Raw genomic sequence first — 18,853 nt, 5'->3', positions numbered from 1 at the left:
TGAACGCCCGGTGTCCACTGCCGGGCCTTCCGCGGAAGCCCGTCGGACTTCTCGACGCGCGGGAGGGTGTGGAACCGCTTCTCCTGTACGACTCTGTCCTAGAGTGCCGACATGAACGCCACCGACCAGACGCGTCCGCACCCCGCCGTCACGAAGGCGGTCGTGCCCGCGGCCGGCCTCGGAACCCGCTTCCTCCCCGCGACCAAGGCCACGCCCAAGGAAATGCTGCCGATCGTGGACAAACCCGCGATCCAGTACGTCGTGGAGGAGGCCGTCGCCGCCGACCTGCGTGACGTCCTGCTGATCACGGGCCGCAACAAGCGCTCCATCGAGGACCATTTCGACCGTGCCTACGAGCTTGAGGAGGCCCTGGAGGCCAAGGGTGACGACGACCGCCTGCGGGCGGTGCTCGAGCCCAGCGACCTGGCCCAGGTCCACTACGTGCGCCAGGGAGAGCCCCGCGGCCTCGGCCACGCCGTGCTGTGCGCCGAGGCGCACGTCGGTGACAACCCGTTCGCCGTCATGCTCGGCGACGACCTCATCGAGTCCGCCGACCTCCTGTGCCGCATGATCGAGGTGCGCGAGAGGCACGGCGGCAGTGTCGTCGCGCTCATGGAGGTCGAGCCCGAGCAGGTCTCCCTCTACGGGTGCGCGGCCATCGAGCCCACCGACGAGGAGGACGTCGTCACCGTCACCGACCTGGTCGAGAAGCCCTCCCCGGAACAGGCGCCCAGCCGCTGGGCGGTCATCGGCCGCTACGTCTGCGACCCGGCGATCTTCCCGGTGCTGCACGAGACCCCGCCCGGCCGGGGCGGTGAGATCCAGCTCACCGACGCCCTGCTGGAACTGGCCCGCAAGGGACCCGAGGAGGGCGGCACGGTCCACGGGGTCCTGTTCCGCGGCAACCGCTACGACACCGGCAACAAGGCCGACTACATCCGCACCGTCGTCGACTTCGCCTGCCGCCGCCAGGACCTGGCCGAGGAGCTGCTGCCCTGGCTGAAGGACTTCGTCGCCAGGTACGAGCCCCTCTAGGGAGCGCCGGCCCGGGGCGGTCCTGCCCCGGCGGCACGGGACGGGCCCCTTCGATCGCAGCACCGGGCCTCCGGCAGGCCTGCGGGAGGGGGAGGTCCGGTGCGCCGCCGGGGACGGACGCGGTGAGAATGGGCCTGGACCGCCTCCCGGGGCCGCGCGGGGCGGGTCCGCCCAGCCACGACCGGAGGGACCCCGTGAAGAGCGTCGAACAGCACATCGCCGACATCCTGGCCGTGGTCGGGGATCCCCGGCAGGTCGAGCTCGACCTGCTCCAGGCGCACGGCACCGTGCTCGCGGAACCCGTCGCCTCGCCCGTGTCCCTTCCCGGCTTCGACAACTCGTCCATGGACGGCTACGCCGTGTGCGCCGCCGACCTGGCCGCCGCTTCGGACGACGACCCCGTCGTCCTCCCCGTGGCCGACGACATCCCGGCGGGGTCCACGGCCCCGGCCGGGATCCGGCCCGGGCTGTGCGCCCGCATCATGACCGGCGCCCCCCTGCCGGAGGGGGCGGACGCCGTCGTCCCCGTCGAGTGGACCGACGGGGGCACCGGCAGGGCCGCGTTCCGCCGCCCGGTCGAGAAGGGCAACGCGATCCGCAGGGCGGGCGGCGACGTAGCGGCGGGCACCGTCGTGCTCCGGCCGGGCGTGCGCATCGGAGCGGGGGAGATGGGCGTCCTGGCCGCGGTCGGCCGCCGCACGGTCCCCGTCCACCCCCGCCCCCGCGTGGTGGTGCTCTCCACGGGGGAGGAACTGGTGGAGCCGGGGCGGCCGCTCGGTCCCGGACAGATCTGGGAGTCCAACAGCTACATGGTCGCGGCCGCGGCCCGTGACGCCGGCTGCGAGGTCCACCGGCACGGTTTCGTGGGCGACGACCCCGACCGGCTCCTGGAGGTGCTGGAGGGACTGCTGGAGCGCGCCGACCTGATCGTCACCACCGGCGGTGTGAGCATGGGCGCCCGCGACGTGGTCAAGGAGCTGCTGACCCGCGAGGGCGCGGCCGAGTTCGCGCAGGTGGCCATGCAGCCGGGCAAGCCGCAGGGTGTGGGCAGGATCGGCGGTGTCCCCGTCGTCACCCTTCCGGGCAACCCGGTGAGCGCGTTCGTCTCCTTCCAGGTCCTGGTCCGGCCGGCCCTGAACCGGCTGCGCGGCCTGCCTCCCCACCCGCTGCGGAGCGTCCGCGCCCTCCTCACCGCTCCGGTCTCCTCACCCAGGGGCCGGCGCTCCTACCTGCGCGGAGTCCTCGGGGAGGGGGACGGGGGCGCCGCCGTCACCCCGCTGGGCCGCCAGCAGTCGCACCAGCTGACGGCGCTGGCCGTCGCCGACTGCCTGGTGGTGGTCCCCGAGGACGTCGCGGAACTTCCCGAGGGCAGCCCGGTGGAGGTCCTCCTGCTGCCCGGGAGGGCCTGAGCGGGACCGGGAGCGGGGCGTCCCCGGGGTGCCGTACGGTCGTGGTGGGGTGCGGCCGCACCCGGCAGTGACGAGCGTGAAGGGCAGCGCAGATGAGCGACACCCCCCGGCGGGACGTGCACCCCGCCGGCCTCACCCACCTGGACGGGTCCGGCGCGGCGCGCATGGTCGACGTCTCGGCGAAGGCGGTGAGCACGCGTACCGCCACGGCGACCGGCCGGGTGCTGCTCGGCGCCGAGGCCGTGGCCGCCCTGCGCGGGGGAGAGGTGCCCAAGGGCGACGCCCTGGCCGTCGCCCGCATCGCGGGGATCCAGGGGGCCAAGCGCACCCCCGACCTCGTTCCCCTGTGCCACCCCATCGCGGTGCACGGCGTGGACGTCGAGCTGGAGGTCGTGGACGAGGGCGTGGACATCCGGGCCACCGTGCGCACCGCCGACCGCACCGGCGTCGAGATGGAGGCGCTCACCTGCGTCATGACCGCCGCCCTCGGCCTGGTCGACATGGTCAAGGCGGTCGACCCCGAGGCCGAGATCACCCGCGTCCGGGTCGAGGAGAAGACCGGTGGCAAGAAGGGCCACTGGAGGCGCGGTGAGTGAGGACAGGGTTCCGAGGACCGTGGTCGTGACGGCCTCGGACCGGGCCTCGGAGGGCGTCTACACCGACCGCTCGGGGCCGGTGGTCGCCGAGCGGCTGCGTGCCCTGGGCTGTGCCGTGGTGGGCCCCTGGGTCGTTCCTGACGGGCCTCCTGTGGCCGAGGCCCTCGAACGGGCGCTGGAGGAGCGCGCCGACGCGGTGCTCACCACCGGCGGTACCGGGATCGCCCCGCACGACCGGACCCCGGAGGTGACGCGTCCGCTGCTGGTGTGCGAGGTCCCCGGGATCGCCGAGGCGCTGCGTGCGGCGGGGCGGGACAAGGGTGTGCCCACCGCGATGCTCTCGCGGGGGCTGGCGGGGATCGCCGAGCGGGACGGGCACCGGATGCTCGTGGTCAACCTCCCCGGTTCGCGGGGCGGGGCGAGCGACGGGATGGACGTCCTGGAGCCGGTGCTGCTCCACGCACTGGCCCAGCTCCGTGGCGGAGATCACTCCCGCGCCGAATGAGGGGTCGGCCAATGACCAGAATCACATGACGGACATTCCGATCGGCGTGATTTACCCACCCTTGGTCCTCTTTTCGGTGCAAAAATACCTGCTTTAGGAATGAACCGATTCCTTGTAGGGAGTCCCGACGCCGTGCGCGGGGAGTGGAATACTGGAAGCCGTCACCGGCCCGTCCCGGCGGGCCGGGACCCGCGGTATCGAAGGGACGTTCGTGAATCGCAGACAGGTGTGGCCCGTCACCCTTCAGGAAGGGCCCGTCGTGCTCCGTCCGCTGCGGCTCCGCGACGCCGCCGCGCTGCGTGACACCCGGGCCCGCAACGCCGACTGGCTCCGGCCCTGGGAGCCCACCCACCCTGAGATGCCTCTGCGCGCCAACGGGATCGCTCCCTACGTCACGATGATCCGCTCCATCCGCAGGGAGGCCCGCCAGGGCCTGTCCATGCCGTGGTCGGTCCTCTACGAGGGCCGTTTCGTGGGGCAGCTCACCGTCGGCGCCATCACCTGGGGATCGGCCAGGTCCGCCCAGGTCGGCTACTGGATCGACAGTGCCTACGCGGGCCGCGGGATCACCCCGACCGCGGTCGCCCTCGCCGTCGACCACTCCTTCTCGGCGGCGGGCCTGCACAGGATCGAGGCCAGCGTCCGACCGGAGAACCGGGCCAGCCGGCGCGTGGTCACCAAGCTGGGCTTCCGGGACGAGGGCGTGCGCAGGCGCCAGCTGCACATCGACGGCGACTGGAGGGACCACATCTGCTACGCGATCACCGCGGAGGAGGTGCCCGAGGGCATGCTGCGCAGGTGGCGGGGAGGGCGTTCCCCGGGGATGCCACCGGAGTCCGGTTCCGACCCCGGTTCCGCTTCGGGGCCCCAGGGCTCCCGCGGCGGGGACCCCCGCGATCCGGCGGGCCCGTTCCCCGGCCCGAACCGTCCGTGACACGATCACGGTTGCGGCGAGAACTTAAACCCTCTTTAGTGACATTGCTTCATTACTTTGCGTTGAATTGCTGATGCGCTGCGCAATCAACCATTGACCTGCGCTAACAGTCGCCCGATCGATCCCGTCGAAACTGAAGGTCCACAATCTTGCGACACTCCGGCCAGAATGTGGCGCATTTATGGACACGGGGTCGTACCGTGCGGAACATAGGCGCATTGACGATGCGGGCAGCGTGCGGATATGGCTCCGGGGAATCACCCGGCCCCCGGCAGAGGCCGGGAACCGGCTTCTCCGGGCGGATGCCTTCCTTCGGGAAGGTGCCGCGCGAGGCGGTGTCGACGAAGTGTCGGACAACGTTCAGTGGCCGTCATCGTGAGGAGGGGTGATGAGCAGCTCTCCTCTGTACCTGGCCATCGTGGTGGTGTGGCTCATCGTCCTCGTGCCGATGCTGCTGCGGAGGGACCCCGTGGAGCCGGTCCACGAGGAACCGCGCCGCGAGGCCGAGGAGGCTCCCGAGCAGTCCGCCGGCGAGGCCGAGAGCGCTCCTGAGGAGGGCTCTCCGGAGGAGCACGACGAAGGCGAGGAGGACCGGGGCGCACCGCTCCCCGCCCGGGAGCCGCGCGCCCGCGTGATCGCCCGCAGGCGCCGCCGCACCTCGACGCTGGTCCTGCTCACCGTCGGCACGGTCGCCGCCGTGGCACTCGGTCTGGGGCCCTGGTGGGTGATCGCCCCGCCGGTCCTGCTGCTGTCGGGCCACCTGATCCTCCTGCGCGAGGCGGCCAAGGCCGACGCCGAGCGCCGTGAGGCGGCGCTGCGGGCCCGGCGCCGGGCGGCGCTCAAGGCGCGCAGGGAGGCCGAGGAGCGGCGGCGCGACGCCGAGCGCGAGGCCGAGGTGATCGCGCTCCGGGAACGGCGCAGTCAGGTGTACGACCAGTACGCGGACGCCCGGCTCCGGGCGGCGGGGGACTGACCCGGGCGCGGGCCCGTTCGGAGCACTCCCGGTTTCCTGATAATGTTGTTCTCGTCTTCGGGGCTATGGCGCAGTCCGGTAGCGCACCTCGTTCGCATCGAGGGGGTCTGGGGTTCAAATCCCCATAGCTCCACAGAAGAAGAGAGGGCCCGTGTCCACTGGACACGGGCCCTCCGCCGTGTCCGGGGCGCGGACACGAGGAGTCGGGGCCGCGCCGGAGCGCGGCCCCGGGCCCGTCCGGGAGGTGTCCTATCCCCTGCGGCGGGGTCGTCGTGTCCGGACCGGAGCCTCGAGTGTCACCGGCGAAGCGGCTATTCCCTGTCGCGGGAGGGCCGGCCCGCCTAGGATACTCCTCCCGAGGGGCGGATAAGTTATTCCTTTTCGAGGCTGACCGAAAAGCGTCCCCAGAGGCAGGAAAAGAGCCGGGGAGAACACTTTTCGCGTGCGTTCCGGTGTTGCGGAGAGTGACGGCGCTGCGGGACGTTGCACAAGGGTGCGGTGGTGTGCGAACCATTCGCCTCCGCCTTCCGATCATGTCGTTGCCGGTATCAGGACATGCGTCTTCCTGATTTCCGGCCCGCGCCTTTCCCGGGTCCGCCACCGCTCCGTCGGGGCAATGGCGGGCCGGTCACCCTCCGTCGCGGGAGGGGCTCGGTTTTTGCCGGGAGCTTCGCATGTCTTTGCAGGTCAGCAAGTTCCATGTGTTTCGGTTTGAAAAAAGGGAACTTCTCTGAACTGCGGCAATGCCCTCCCCTGGCATCGCCTGGACAGACCCGTGGACTCCCTTGCCGGTACCGCGGCCCGGAGACTGCCGTTTTCGGGTTCGGGGTCTTGTGGCGGTGTACCCGCTGGGTCATCGTTGTCCGGGAATGGGCCGAAAGCGACATGAAAGGTTGATCTGCCATGACCGAGCACACCTCGCCTGCCCGTGACAACGGGTGGAGCTGGCTGTAGCAGCCTGCTCCGCAGGAGCCCGCCCGGACAGGCCCGGCGTCCGCTTTCCCGGCCGCCGCGGTCCGGGTGGGCCCCTGCGCACGGACCGGTTGCCGCGGGTTGGACCCCGGCGCGCGGGGGGTAGGGAACCTACACCAGTTCTCCGGCCCGTCCGGGCCGGGCCGTGCCGACCGTGAAGGGGCGGGCGTGACCGACACCCCCCAGCACCCCGGCGGATACCAGTACCCCGAGGAACCCGAGCCGGTCGGAGGGTACGAGCCGCCGCCGTCAGACCCCCGACCCCGCTTCGATCCCCCGCCGGAGGGCGGGGCGGAGGCGGCCGAGAAGACTCCGCCGGCGGTGGCGGACCGCTTCCGGCGCACCACGCCGGCCCGCCTGCGCGTCGTCCGGGCCGAACGCGGCCGCGGCGGCCCCTGGCGCCTGGCCTGCGTGGCCGTCCTGCACGTGATGGTGGTCGGCGGTATGGCCGACTACGTCGAACCCTCCGTGAGAGCCCTCGCCCATCTGGTGTTCTGGCTGCTGACCGCGCTCGCGTTCGCGGTCGCCGTGCGGCGGGAAAAGAGCAACGGCTGGAGTCCGGCACCGCGCTGGCCGTGGGCGGCCGCGGCCCTGGGCGGCGCCGCGGCGGCGGAGATCCTCATCCTGTGGGTCGGTTCTCCGGCGATCATCACCGCGGCGGTGGTCCTGCTCGGCCTCGCCCTGTTCGTCCTGGCGCTGGCCGGGTGACCCCGTCCATCGGCAGCGGTGCGGTCAGGTGGCCTCGTCGTCGAAGGGCGGACGCTTGCCGTTCAGCCTGACCGCCGGCCGCTGATCCGGCTCCGGTTCCTCCCAGAAGTGCTTCTGCACGAACCGCTTCGGGTTGAGGTCCTGGACGTCGAAGTCCTTGAACTCGGGGCCGAGTCCCTGCTTGATGTCGTTGGAGGCGGAGTTGGCCATGGTCCGCAGCTGCCGCAGGACACGGCCGATCTGCTGAGCCGCCTTGGGCAGTTGGTCCGGACCGAAGATCAGGAGCGCGAGCAGGAGGAGTACAACGAACTCTCCTCCGCTGATGTTGAACATGCGCGACCTCGTTCTTCGTGGACCGACCGGCTCCCAGCAGGTTAACCGGTATCGGCACGCTTGTGTAACCGTGTCCGGATCACACCCCGGTATCACACGCGGCCAGCCCCCCACCCGGAGGCGGAGGGCTGGGAAACGCACGTGGCGACGGTGTGCGCGATGCCCCGCTGACCGTCCCCGGCGGCTCGGTACCGCACGGGAGGACGGGTCAGGAGGCGATCAGATGGTGCGGACGTCCGCCGCCTGCGGGCCCTTGGGGCCCTGGATGATGTCGAACTCGACGCGCTGGTCCTCTTCCAGGTTCCGGAAGCCGGTGCCCGTGATCGCCGAGTAGTGGACGAACACGTCGGGCTGGCCGCCCTCGACGGCGATGAACCCGAAACCCTTTTCAGAGTTGAACCACTTCACGGTGCCCTGAGCCATGTGCTCTCCCTTGGGGACTACGGCGGGGCCGCACCCTGCTGGCCCCGGGTCGCCGGGCGCCGAGTCGATGAGTCATCCCCCCGTCAAGCGCCCACGTGAAGTTCCGCGAGGCGCCTGGGGCATCCATGGAAACTACAACAGCAACCAGTTGCAGACAGTACCAGGGAGGGCAGTCCCCTGCCGAGGCTTCGGGAAGGGAAATCCTCCGTTTCCGCCTGTCCTGTTTCGGCTACTCGAAACGGTTGATTTCCGGCTGCTGTACCACTAATGGGAAATCGCGGAAAACAGGAGTCACCCCGCGTCCCGGCCGTAGATCCACACGTCGAACCACAGCTGATGCCCCCAGCTCTCCCGGTCCACCGGATACGCGGAGATCACCGGGTACAGATAGGCGAAATGCGCGATGACCAGCAGGAGGACGACCCCGAAGACGACACCGCCCGTGGCCCGGCGGTACGGGGCGAAGCGGGGACCCTCCTCGTTCGAACCCATCACCAGGCCCAGCATCAGCACGATCGCCAGGACCAGGAAGGGCAGGAAGGGCAGCGCGTAGAAGAGGAACATCGGCCGGTCGGGGAAGGCGAACCAGGGGAGCCACCCGGCGGCCACACCCAGCAGCACCGCCCCGGCCCTCCAGTCGCGGAAGGTCGCCCACCAGCCGGTCAGCACGACCAGGGCGAGGATCGACAGCCACCACACCACCGGCGTGCCGATGGACACGATCGAGGTGACGCAGTTGCCGCTCCCGCACCCCACGGCCTGCCCGTCGTAGTGGAACATCACGGGGGTGCGCATGATGATCCACTCCCACGGCTGCGAGATGTAGGTGTGGTCGCTGGTGAGCCCGTCGTGGAAGTCCATCATCTTGCGGTGGTAGTCCCACAGGCCCGCCAGCGCCTCGGCCGGCCCGCTCAGGAACTCCGGCACCCACGCGGGCAGCGCCCCCTCGAACCGGTCGCGGTTGTAGCCGCCGCCGGTGAACAGCCATCCCGACCACGAGGCCAGGTAGACGATCGCGCCGACCACCACCGTCTGCACGAACGCCGGGATCGCGTCGAGGCCCAGCCAGCGCCAGAAGGGGCGGTGCTGACCCGCGCTGGTCCGGGCGCCGTAGTCCCACGCCACGGTGAGAAGGCCGAACGCCGCGACGAAGAAGAGGGCCGACCACTTGGTGCCCGCCGCCAGGCCGAAGCACAGGCCCGCGGCCAGGCGCCACCAGCGCATGCCCAGCCAGCCGACGGAGGCCATGTCCCGGCCGGCCTCGGCCAGCCGCACCAGCCGCTCCCGGTTCCTGTCCCGGTCGACCACCAGGCACGCGAACCCGGCGAGGACCCACAGGGTGAGGAAGATGTCCAGCATCGCGATGCGGCTCAGCGTGAAGTGCAGGCCGTCCAGGGCCAGGATCACACCGGCCGTGCAGCCCAGCAGCACCGAGCGGGTCATCCTCGTGGCCACCCGCACCAGGATGAACACGGAGGCGATCCCGGCCAGGACCGAGGCGAACCGCCACGCCTCCGGGGTCATCGTCGTGCCCAGCGACAGCGCCGACCACAGCCAGTCGCCCAGGGCGATCATCCACTTGCCCACCGGTGGATGGACGACGAAGTCACCCGCCCCGGGGGAGCTGAAGATGTCCTGGCCGCCCTGCTGCAGCAGCTGGTCCGCCTCGACCGGCTCCTCGACGGGCTCGCGCTCGTGGCCGAAGTTCCAGAGGCCGTACGCGTCCTTGGCGTAGTAGGTCTCGTCGAAGTAGATCCGCGCGGGCAGCCCGAGATTGACGAACCGCAGGGCGCCGGCGAACGCGGCGACGAGGGCCGCGCCCAGCCAGCCCAGCCACCGGGGCGGGGGGTCGGAGGGCAGGAAGCGGGACCTGAGCGTGGAGGGTCGGTGCTGGGGCGGGGTCTCGGCCTCCGCCTCGGAGGAAAGTGCGGTGCTGGTCATCTCGACTCGTAGGTTGGGATCGGAGATGGTGTGTCCCTCTGCGGACGGGCCACGAGAACGTCGGGGGTGGTGTGTGACTGGAGCCACCGTAGCGCGAAGGAGCGGGGATCACATTGGTTGCGGGCAACGGCACGGTACAGGGGACGCTGACACTCGCCGGCTTGCCCATCGGCAACGTCGAGGACGCGCCGCCCCGGCTCCTGCGCGCTCTGGAGGAGGCCCGGATCATCGCGGCGGAGGACACCCGCAGGCTACGCCAGTTCGCCACCCGCGCGGGAGTCCGGCTCGGAGGCGCGCAGGGCGCCCGCGTCGTCTCCTACTACGACGCCAACGAGAGCCGCCGCACCGACGAACTGCTGGAGGACCTCCGGGAGGGCCGCGACGTCGTCGTCGTGACCGACGCCGGCATGCCCGGCGTCTCCGACCCCGGCTACCGCCTGGCCGCGGCCTGTGCGGACGAGGGCATCCGGGTGACCGCGATCCCCGGCCCGTCGGCGGTGACGACCGCGCTGGTGGTCTCGGGGCTGCCCACCGACCGGTTCTGCTTCGAGGGCTTCCCCCCGCGCAAGGGCCTGGCGTCCCACCTCGCCGAACTCGCCGGCGAGCGCCGCACGATGGTGTTCTTCGAGAGCCCGCACCGGATCGCCGCCACCCTCGCCGCGATGGCGGAGGCCTTCGGCGCCGACCGCCGGGCCGCGGTGTGCCGCGAGCTCACCAAGACCTACGAGGAGGTGCGCCGGGGCGGGCTCGGCGAGCTGGCCGCCTGGGCGGCCGAGGGCGTCAAGGGAGAGGTCTCCGTCGTGGTCGAGGGGATGCGCCCGGCCGCCGCCGCGGCCTCCGACGAGGACCTGGCCGCCGCCGTCGCGGCCCTGGAGGAGGAGGGTGTGCGGCGCAAGGAGGCCATCGGCCGCGTGGCCCGGGAGGCCGGTGTGCCCAAGCGGCGTGTCTACGACCTGGTGCACGGGATCTCCGGGGCACAGTGACAGCGGGTCCGGGACACGGGACGTCCCGGAGGCGGAACCTCCGCCCCCGCACCGCGTCCAAGAGGACGACCGCACCACCTCCACCGACGGGAAGAACCCCATGCGCAGCGAACTCTTCGAACAGGCACGCGAGAGCAGCCGGCCGGGCATGCACCTGCAGAACTCCAAGATGCTTCGCGTGGGACTCGACGGGGAGTTCTACGCCCGCCAGGGCTCCATGATCGCCTACCAGGGGAACGTGGACTTCTCCTACCAGGGCAGCGGCGGCATCGGCAAGTTCTTCAAGAAGGCCCTGACCGGTGAGGGCCTTCCGCTGATGAAGGTCAGCGGCCGCGGCGACGTGTTCCTGGCCCGCGACGCGTGGGACGTCCACGTCATCGACCTGGAGAACGACCGGATCACCGTCAGCGGGGAGAACGTGCTCGCCTTCGAGTCGGGCCTGTCCTGGGACATCAACCGCGTCGAGGGCGCCGGGATCATGACCGGGGGCCTGTTCAACACCGTGTTCAGCGGGACCGGGCGGATCGCCGTCGCCTGCCACGGAGCCCCCGTCCTGCTCGACATCGACCAGCCGACCTTCGTCGACACCGACTCCGCGGTCGCCTGGTCCAGCTCCCTGAGGACCGGGGTGCGCCGCACCGCGAAGGCGGGCGCACTCATCGGGCGCGGCAGCGGCGAGGCGATCCAGCTCTCCTTCGAGGGACAGGGGTTCGTCCTGGTGCAGGCCTCCGAGGGCGCGCCCCAGCCCGCTCCGAGCACCTGAGACGGGGAAGGGCCCCGGAGAGCGTGAACCGCTCCCCGGAGCCCTTCGCACCGCACGGAAACCGCTGCCGCGGAGACCGCCCGGGTCAGACGACGGCGCCGTCGTCGGCCTCGCGCGCCGCCTTCGCGGCGATCCTCTGCTTGGCCTTGCGCTCCTTGACCACGTGCGGAGGCGGGGTCTTGTCCCACTTCTGCAGGACGATCGCCAGCGGAGCGGCCACGAACACCGTCGACACCATGCCGGTGGTCAGACCGATCAGCATGGCGATGGAGAAGTCCTGGAGCGAGGACCCGCCGAGGAAGGTCAGGAAGCCCAGGATGATCAGTGCGCCGACGGCGGTGTTGACCGTACGCGGCAGCGTGTGGAGGATCGCCTGGTTGGTGATCTCCTGGAACGGGGACTTCTCGTCCCGTGCCCACTCGTCGCGGACGCGGTCGAGCACGACCACCGTGTCGTTGACGCTGAAGCCGATCACACTCAGGATCGCGGCGAGGAACACGCCGTCGATCGGCTTGCCCAGCCAGACGAACAGGCCGATCACCAGCAGGACGTTGAACGCCAGCGAGGCCATGGTGGCGACACCGAACGACCAGCGGAAGCGCCACGCCAGGTAGAGCAGCTGCAGGAGCAGCGCCGCGCCCAGCGCGATGAGTGCGCGGTTGCGCAGCTCGTCGCCCATGCTCGGGCCGATCAGCTCGTCGCTGACCACCTCCGCGCCGCCGGTGGCCTCGCCGAGGGCCTCGGTGACGGCGGCCGCGTCGGCGTCGGAGAGCTCACCGGTGCGGACGGACAGGTCGCCGTCGCCGGACTCCTGCACGACCGCGGTGTCGGAGCCGGGGAAGCCCACCTGCGAGACGATCTCGCGGGCCTCGTCGACCGACAGGCTCTCGTCGCCGGTGATCTCGTACTCCAGCACGCGGCCGCCGGTGAACTCCACGCCCAGGTTGACGTTCTGGACCAGCGGGGCGGCCAGGGCCGCGGCGGCGATCACACCGGCGGCGATCAGGCTCACCTTGCGGAAGCGCATCAGGTCGGGGTTCTTGCGCACCAGCCAGGTGCGGACGGCACCGATCCGGTCCAGGCCGCTGACGGCCGGGTGCTTGCGGATCACCGCGCGCCGGACCGCCCACTCGACGAACACGCGCGCGATCACCAGCGCGGAGAACATCGAGACGAGGGTACCGATGCTCAGCGTCACACCGAAGCCCTGGACGGTGCCCGAGGCCAGGAAGAACAGCAGGGCCGCGGCGATGAGCGTGGTGACGTTGGTGTCGAGCACCGCGCTCCACGCCTTGCTGCCGCCCTCGACGAAGGCCTTCTCCAGGCTCGGCGGGATCGCCCTGCGGCGCCGGCGGGCCAGGGCGCCACCGGTCTTCTCGCCCTCGGCGGCGTCCTTCATGCCCGCCGACTTGTTGGCCTCGTAGACGGTCTTCTGGCGCTGGTACTCCTCGCGGGCGCGCTCGAAGATCAGCACGTTGGCGTCGATGGCCATGCCGATGGCGAGCACGAAGCCGGCCAGACCGGGCAGGGTGAGCGTCGCCCCCAGGGCCACCAGGGCGCCGTAGGAGATCAGCGTGTAGAAGGCCAGCGCGAGGGAGGCCAGGAGGCCGACCAGGCGGTAGACCAGGGTGATGTACAGGGCCGTGAACGCGATGCCCAGCAGGGCGGCGACGGCACTGGCCTGGATGGCCTCGGCACCCAGGGTCGGGCCGACCGTCTGGCGCTGGACCTCGGTGACCGGCAGCGGGAGCGAACCGCCCTCGATCAGGACGGCCAGCTCGTTGGCGCTCTCGTTGGTGAAGGTGGAGCTGGTGATGGTGGTCTGGCCGCCCGCCATGCCGGTCTCACAGGCGACGTCCTGGTTGACCTCGGGAGCGGAGATGATCTGGTTGTCGAGCACGATGGCCACGCGGCGGCGCGGGTCCCCGAGCTCGTAGCAGGCCGCCTGGCCGGTCAGGTCGGCCCACTGGTCGCGGCCCTCGCCGCGGAAGGAGACGTTGACCGTCCACTGGGCGCGGTTGACGCTGTCGAGCACGGCCTCGGCACCCGAGACCTGGTCGCCCTCGATGGCGGTCTCGCCGAGCTGCAGGTAGGTGCCGTCGGCGTCGGGGAGCGTCATGACGACGTCCTCGGGGTTCTCCGCGGTCACGCCCCCGCCCTGGCCCTGGGGCTGGCCGCCGCCCATGTTGTCGAGGAGCGCCTGGAGCTCCTCGTCGCTCATCTCGGCCCCGCCCTCCTCGGCGGCGTCGGCCGGGGCCCGCGCCTCGTCGGCGGGTGTGCCGGAGTAGTCGGCCGGGGCCTGGACGCCCTGGCCGGTGCCCTGGCCCTGGCCGAGGACCGGGTGGAAGGACAGCTGCGCGGTCTGGCCGATGATCTCCGCGATCTCGGCCGGGTCCTGCACGCCGGGCAGCTCGACGATGATGCGGTTCTCGCCCGAGCGCGACATGGTCGCCTCGGACACGCCGAAGCGGTCGATGCGCTGGCGCAGCACCTCGACGACCTTGTCGGTGTTCTCGGCGTCGGCCGGGGTGCCGTCGTCGCCGTCCCGGGTCTCCAGGACGATCTGGGTGCCGCCGCTGAGGTCGAGACCCAGGCGCGGTGGCAAGAACCATGCCGCGCCGAACGCGACGAGGATGACGAGCAGGGATATCAGCGCGCGTGTCCAGCGCGCTCCCGCTCCTGTTTGACTGGACAAGGGGTGGTACCTCTCACTGCGAAGGATGACGGATGGGCCCGGACGTGCCCGTTCCACGGGGCGGGGGGTGTCCGGGGTGCTCTCAGATGCCTGTCCTCGCAGTGGACGGCGGCGCGCGGGTCGGCGGCAGCTCCTCCGCCGCGGCCTGTTCGGGGACCGGTTCGGGAACCGGGTCCGGCAGGGGCCACCACGGCTGGTCCCAGGAGGCCAGGCGCAGGGCGCAGACGGGCACCGCGTCGGGCATGTCCCGCAGGGTCCAGCGCTGGTCGCAGGTGGCGGGCGGCGGGCCGACGGACATCCGGACGGCGCCGGCGGGGCCGGCGCGCTCGCTTCCGTCCCCGGGATCGGCGGAGGCGTCCCGCGGGGCGCTGGCCACACCGTAGGAGGGCAGCACGGGCAGGTCCGGCTCGCTGCGCGTGGTGACCGGGAAGGACAGGACGACCAGCAGGGCCACGCCGGTGACCAGGGCCCTGGTGTGCTTCCGGGCAGGCCGGGTCAGGACACGGAGAACCGTGGTGACCACCGCCTCAGGTCGGAAAGCGAGGATGCCGCTGTCCCGTGCGTCACTGTGCGCACGGCTTGTCCAGCAGAGCATACGGGCACCGGGAACCCCGGGGGAATGTCCCCTTACCGTCCGGAAACGGCCGCGGGCGCGCGGGGCATCGGAAAGCAGGTTCTCCACAGGCGGCGGGACGAGTTCCGGCCCGGGCCTCCGCACCTTTAGGCTTGAGGCATGTCGTCGAATCGTCACATCCTGACCGCGGTCGCCTGGCCCTACGCCAACGGACCGCGCCACATCGGTCACGTGTCCGGCTTCGGAGTGCCCTCCGACGTCTTCTCCCGGTTCCAGCGAATGTCGGGCAACCACGTGCTGATGGTCAGCGGCACCGACGAGCACGGCACCCCGATCCAGGTCCTGGCGGACCAGGAGGGCGTGAGCGCCCGCGAACTGGCCGACCGCTACAACCGGATCATCGCCGAGGACCTCGTCGCCCTCGGCCTGTCCTACGACCTGTTCACCCGCACCACGACGGGCAACCACTACGCCGTGGTGCAGCAGCTGTTCACCGCGCTGTACGAGAACGGCTACGTCTTCACCCGCACCACCAAGGGCGCGGTCTCTCCCTCCACCGGCCGCACGCTGCCCGACCGCTACATCGAGGGCATCTGCCCGATCTGCGCCTACGACGGCGCCCGCGGCGACCAGTGCGACAACTGCGGCAACCAGCTCGACCCGATCGACCTCGTCTCGCCCCGGTCGCGGATCAACGGCGAGACCCCCGAGTTCGTGGACAGCGAGCACTTCATGCTCGACCTGCCCGCGTTCGCCGGGGTCCTCGGCGAGTGGCTCAAGGACAAGGAGGGCGACTGGCGCCCCAACGTCCTCAAGTTCTCGCTCAACCTGCTGGACGACCTCCAGCCGCGCGCGGTCACCCGCGACCTGGACTGGGGCGTGCCCATTCCGCTGGAGGGGTGGAGCGACAACGCCAACAAGCGCCTGTACGTGTGGTTCGACGCGGTCATCGGCTACCTGTCGGCGTCCATCGAGTGGGCCCGCCGCACCGGCGACCCGGAGGCCTGGCGCCGCTGGTGGCAGGGCGAGGGGACGAGCTCGTTCTACTTCATGGGCAAGGACAACATCGTCTTCCACTCGGTGATCTGGCCGGCCATCCTGCTGGGCGCCTCCGGCAGGGGCGAGCGCGGCGGCGACCCGGGCCCGCTCGGCGAGCTGCACGTGCCCAGCGAGGTCGTCTCCAGCGAGTTCCTCACCATGGAGGGGCGCAAGTTCTCCTCCTCGCGGCGCGTGGTGATCTACGTGCGCGACTTCCTGGAGCGCTACTCCGCCGACGCGCTGCGGTACTACATCATGGCCGCCGGCCCCGAGACCCAGGACACCGACTTCACCTGGGCCGAGTTCGTGCGCCGCAACAACGACGAGCTGGTCGCGGCCTGGGGCAACCTGGTCAACCGCTCCATCTCCATGGCGGCCAAGAACATCGGCAGCATCCCCGAGGCGGGGGAGCTCACGGAGGAGGACCGCCGGGTCCTGGAGGGCTCCCGGGCCGCCTTCGGCACGGTGGGCGCCCGCCTGGAGCGGTCCCAGTTCAAGGCCGCCCTCCAGGAGGCGATGCGCACCGTCGCCGAGGCCAACAAGTACATCTCCGACCAGGCACCGTGGGCGCTCAAGAAGACCGACCCCGAGCGGATGGCCACCGTGCTGCACGTGGCGCTCCAGCTGGTCCAGGACGCCAACACCCTGCTCACCCCGTTCCTGCCCGAGTCGGCCAACAAGGTGTACGCGATGCTCGGCGGCACGGGGACCTGGACCGGCATGCCCCGCCTGGAGACCGGCCGCGACACCATCGGCGGCTCCGAGGAGGAGGTCGACTACCCGGTCATCACCGGGGACTACGCCGGCGACGAGGCGCGCTGGGAGTCGGTGCCCGTTGCCGTGGGCACCCCGCTCGGCCGCCCCGAGCCCCTGTTCGCCAAGCTCGACCCGTCCGTGGTCGACGAGGAGCTGGCCCGCCTGGAGGCCGACGCCGGATAAGGCACGGCGGGTACGACCGCGCCGCCGGCCTCCGGGCCGGCGGCGCTTCTCTCGATGGAGGAAGACCCATGGGCAAGCGCAGCGGTGCGGCGGTCAGGGAGCGCAACAAGGAGACCCCTCCTCCGGCTCCCCGGCCGCTGCGCGTCGCGGTGGCCGACAGCCACACCCACATGGACATGCAGACACCGGAGGTGGCCGAGGTCATCGCGGCGGCCGAGGCGGTGGGGGTGACCCCGCTGGTCCAGGTGGGTGTGGACCTGCCGTCGTCGCGGTGGGCGGCCGAGGTCGCCGCCGAGCACCCGGGCAAGGTGTGGGCGGCGGTCGCGCTGCACCCCAACGAGGCACCGCGCATCGTGCACGGCGACGGCGCACAGGGTGTGGAGGTCGACGACACCGACTGGGCGGGCAAGGCCCGCGAGGCGGGCGGGACCGAGGCACTGGCACGGGCACTGGAGGGCATCGACGAGCTGGCCGCCCTGCCACAGGTCGTGGCGGTCGGCGAGACCGGGATGGACACGTTCCGCACCGGGCCCGGGGGCGCGCTCGCGCAGGAGCACTCCTTCCGGGGCCACATCGCCATCGCCAAGCGCCACGGCAAGGCCGTCATGATCCACGACCGGGACGCGCACGAGGACGTGTTCCGGATCCTGGCCGACGAGGGTGCGCCGGAGCGCGTGGTGTTCCACTGCTTCTCCGGCGACGCCGACATGGCCCGCCGGTGCGCGGAACTCGGCTACTACATGAGCTTCGCGGGGAACGTGACGTTCGCCAGCGCCGAGTCGCTGCGCGAGGCGGCCGCGGCGGCTCCTCCGGAGCTGATCCTGGTTGAGACCGACGCGCCCTTCCTCACGCCCAAGCCGTACCGGGGCCGTCCCAACGCGCCCTACCTGATCCCGCACACGCTCCGCCTCCTCGCGGAGGTCAAGGGCATGGACGAGGACGAGCTGGCCGCGATCGTCGCGGCCAACGCGGGCAGGGCCTTCGGCTTCGACCGCTGACGGGCAGCGCGGGTCCGTCCGCGCCACCGGCCGGTCAGCGCCGGCGCGTCCACACGTCGTCGGCGGGGCTCCTGCGGGGCGGCGGGGTGTTCGTGGTGAGCGGGGCGGCCGAGTGCCGGGGCACGTAGTGGTCCTGCTCCTCCTGCGCGGTGTCCGGTGCGACGGGGGCGGCGTGCCCGGGGCGCCGGGCGTAGTCGGGCCGCTTCTCCTCCACCCCCAGCAGGAGGAAGAGGCTGCAGATGAGCAGGAAGACGAACAGCGTGACCATCAGGGGAAGCAGGAGGTCGGTGATCGCCGCGCCCTCGGGCGCGCCCCGGCGCGCGTACTCGGGCGTGACGACGGTGACGCCCGCCATGTCGGTGTAGTGCATGGCGCTCACGGCGAACGCCAGGAGCAGCGAGGCGCACGCGGTGGCGAGATGGCCGTGGCGGTGGGCGGCGATCCAGAGGGCGGCGGTGACGGCCACCAGCGCGACGGCGAACGAGGCGGCGGTGGCCGCCATGTCGTGCTGGAGCTCGCCGTGGACGGCGACGGCGGCCGTACCCGTGTGGTGCGCGGCCGCGATCCCGCCGCCGCCGACCACCCCGCCGAGCAGCAGCCACGGCGCGCTCCTCCGGTGGACCGTGAGGGTGAGCGCGATCCCGAGGGACACCAGTGCGACGGCGCCGACGGCGAAGGTCGTCACCTCGTCGTAGCGGACGGCGACGCCCGTCGGCGACCAGCTCATCATGGCCATGAAGTGCGTCGACCAGACGGAGACGCCGCCGAGGGAGAGGGTGGCCAGGGCCAGCCACTGCCAGCGGAAGAACCCCTTGGGCGCCTTTCTGGCCCGGAAGGCGAAGGAGAGGCCGAGAAAGGCACCCAGGGCGGAGACGGCGAAGGCGATGGCGGGGGTGGGCCACTCCTGGCCGAGGAGATCGAGAAGCACGGGATCCACTTTCCATGGCCTGAGTCACAATGTGCGCGGGTCATGGATATTAGGGAGGAAAAGGGCACAGGGACCAGGGGTTCTCCTGAAAACGATGGCGGTTTGT

17 protein-coding genes and 1 tRNA gene are annotated in these 18,853 nt (G+C 71.4%); 12 read left to right on the top strand and 6 right to left on the bottom strand.

Going from position 1 to position 18,853, the window contains the following annotated elements; genetic code table 11:
* Positions 1-111 precede the first annotated feature (111 nt).
* The 8 genes from galU (at position 112) to FHS13_RS00235 (ending at position 7,132) form a co-directional block, all read left to right on the top strand.
* Positions 112-1,035 carry a UTP--glucose-1-phosphate uridylyltransferase GalU gene (galU, locus tag FHS13_RS00270; RefSeq protein WP_184285590.1) on the top strand — a complete coding sequence of 308 codons (924 nt, stop codon included), beginning with the start codon at positions 112-114 and terminating at the stop codon, positions 1,033-1,035.
* 194 nt (positions 1,036-1,229) lie between these two features.
* Positions 1,230-2,444, top strand: a complete 1,215-nt coding sequence (gene glp / locus FHS13_RS00265) for a molybdotransferase-like divisome protein Glp (protein WP_184285588.1) — start codon at positions 1,230-1,232, stop codon at positions 2,442-2,444.
* A gap of 92 nt (positions 2,445-2,536) precedes the next feature.
* Complete coding sequence (moaC, locus tag FHS13_RS00260) at positions 2,537-3,040, top strand: cyclic pyranopterin monophosphate synthase MoaC (protein ID WP_184285586.1); 504 nt, start codon at positions 2,537-2,539, stop codon at positions 3,038-3,040.
* Positions 3,033-3,545, top strand: a complete 513-nt coding sequence (locus FHS13_RS00255; protein WP_184285584.1) for a molybdenum cofactor synthesis domain-containing protein — start codon at positions 3,033-3,035, stop codon at positions 3,543-3,545. Before moaC ends, FHS13_RS00255 begins: the two co-directional genes overlap by 8 nt.
* A 211-nt stretch (positions 3,546-3,756) precedes the next feature.
* The gene (locus FHS13_RS00250) at positions 3,757-4,479 is read left to right on the top strand and encodes a GNAT family N-acetyltransferase (protein ID WP_184285582.1); all 723 of its coding nucleotides are present in this window, start codon (positions 3,757-3,759) and stop codon (positions 4,477-4,479) included.
* Positions 4,480-4,867: 388 nt separating this feature from the next.
* Positions 4,868-5,452 (top strand): divisome protein SepX/GlpR, encoded by a 585-nt coding sequence (gene sepX / locus FHS13_RS00245; RefSeq protein ID WP_184285580.1) that lies wholly within the window; start codon positions 4,868-4,870, stop codon positions 5,450-5,452.
* Positions 5,453-5,511: 59 nt separating this feature from the next.
* Positions 5,512-5,585, top strand: a tRNA-Ala gene (locus FHS13_RS00240).
* A gap of 1,007 nt (positions 5,586-6,592) precedes the next feature.
* The gene (locus FHS13_RS00235; RefSeq protein ID WP_184285578.1) at positions 6,593-7,132 is read left to right on the top strand and encodes a hypothetical protein; all 540 of its coding nucleotides are present in this window, start codon (positions 6,593-6,595) and stop codon (positions 7,130-7,132) included.
* Positions 7,133-7,156: 24 nt separating this feature from the next.
* Here the strand turns inward: FHS13_RS00235 and FHS13_RS00230 are convergent, their stop codons facing one another.
* The 3 genes from FHS13_RS00230 to FHS13_RS00220 form a co-directional block, all read right to left on the bottom strand.
* Positions 7,157-7,465 carry a sec-independent translocase gene (locus FHS13_RS00230; RefSeq protein WP_184285576.1) on the bottom strand — a complete coding sequence of 103 codons (309 nt, stop codon included), beginning with the start codon at positions 7,463-7,465 and terminating at the stop codon, positions 7,157-7,159.
* Between the two features lie 219 nt (positions 7,466-7,684).
* The gene (locus tag FHS13_RS00225) at positions 7,685-7,888 is read right to left on the bottom strand and encodes a cold-shock protein (RefSeq protein ID WP_184285574.1); all 204 of its coding nucleotides are present in this window, start codon (positions 7,886-7,888) and stop codon (positions 7,685-7,687) included.
* Between the two features lie 291 nt (positions 7,889-8,179).
* Positions 8,180-9,829 carry a dolichyl-phosphate-mannose--protein mannosyltransferase gene (locus FHS13_RS00220; RefSeq protein WP_184285572.1) on the bottom strand — a complete coding sequence of 550 codons (1,650 nt, stop codon included), beginning with the start codon at positions 9,827-9,829 and terminating at the stop codon, positions 8,180-8,182.
* A gap of 113 nt (positions 9,830-9,942) precedes the next feature.
* On the opposite strand from FHS13_RS00220, the gene rsmI reads away from it, so the two are divergent.
* Positions 9,943-10,812 (top strand): 16S rRNA (cytidine(1402)-2'-O)-methyltransferase, encoded by an 870-nt coding sequence (gene rsmI, locus FHS13_RS00215; protein ID WP_184285570.1) that lies wholly within the window; start codon positions 9,943-9,945, stop codon positions 10,810-10,812.
* A 100-nt stretch (positions 10,813-10,912) separates the two neighbouring features.
* Positions 10,913-11,575: an AIM24 family protein gene (locus FHS13_RS00210; protein WP_184285568.1), complete on the top strand. Its 663-nt coding sequence runs from the start codon at positions 10,913-10,915 to the stop codon at positions 11,573-11,575.
* A gap of 85 nt (positions 11,576-11,660) precedes the next feature.
* On the opposite strand, the gene secD is transcribed toward FHS13_RS00210, so the two are convergent.
* Positions 11,661-14,270 carry a protein translocase subunit SecD gene (gene secD / locus FHS13_RS00205; RefSeq protein WP_184285566.1) on the bottom strand — a complete coding sequence of 870 codons (2,610 nt, stop codon included), beginning with the start codon at positions 14,268-14,270 and terminating at the stop codon, positions 11,661-11,663.
* An 82-nt stretch (positions 14,271-14,352) separates the two neighbouring features.
* On the bottom strand, positions 14,353-14,793 hold the full coding sequence (locus FHS13_RS00200) for a hypothetical protein (RefSeq protein WP_184285564.1): 441 nt from the start codon (positions 14,791-14,793) through the stop codon (positions 14,353-14,355).
* A 210-nt stretch (positions 14,794-15,003) separates the two neighbouring features.
* Here FHS13_RS00200 and metG point away from each other — a divergent pair, with 210 nt between their 5' ends.
* Complete coding sequence (metG, locus tag FHS13_RS00195) at positions 15,004-16,821, top strand: methionine--tRNA ligase (RefSeq protein ID WP_184285562.1); 1,818 nt, start codon at positions 15,004-15,006, stop codon at positions 16,819-16,821.
* 68 nt (positions 16,822-16,889) lie between these two features.
* Complete coding sequence (locus FHS13_RS00190; protein ID WP_184285560.1) at positions 16,890-17,819, top strand: TatD family hydrolase; 930 nt, start codon at positions 16,890-16,892, stop codon at positions 17,817-17,819.
* A 34-nt stretch (positions 17,820-17,853) separates the two neighbouring features.
* Here the strand turns inward: FHS13_RS00190 and FHS13_RS00185 are convergent, their stop codons facing one another.
* Positions 17,854-18,747, bottom strand: a complete 894-nt coding sequence (locus FHS13_RS00185; RefSeq protein WP_184285558.1) for an MHYT domain-containing protein — start codon at positions 18,745-18,747, stop codon at positions 17,854-17,856.
* Between the last annotated feature and the right edge of the window lie 106 nt (positions 18,748-18,853).

The organism is Nocardiopsis algeriensis, from assembly GCF_014203695.1.
GTDB lineage: Bacteria > Actinomycetota > Actinomycetes > Streptosporangiales > Streptosporangiaceae > Nocardiopsis > Nocardiopsis algeriensis.
The sequence above is the reverse complement of the archived record's forward strand: the minus strand, read 5'-3'. Positions and strand labels throughout refer to the sequence as shown.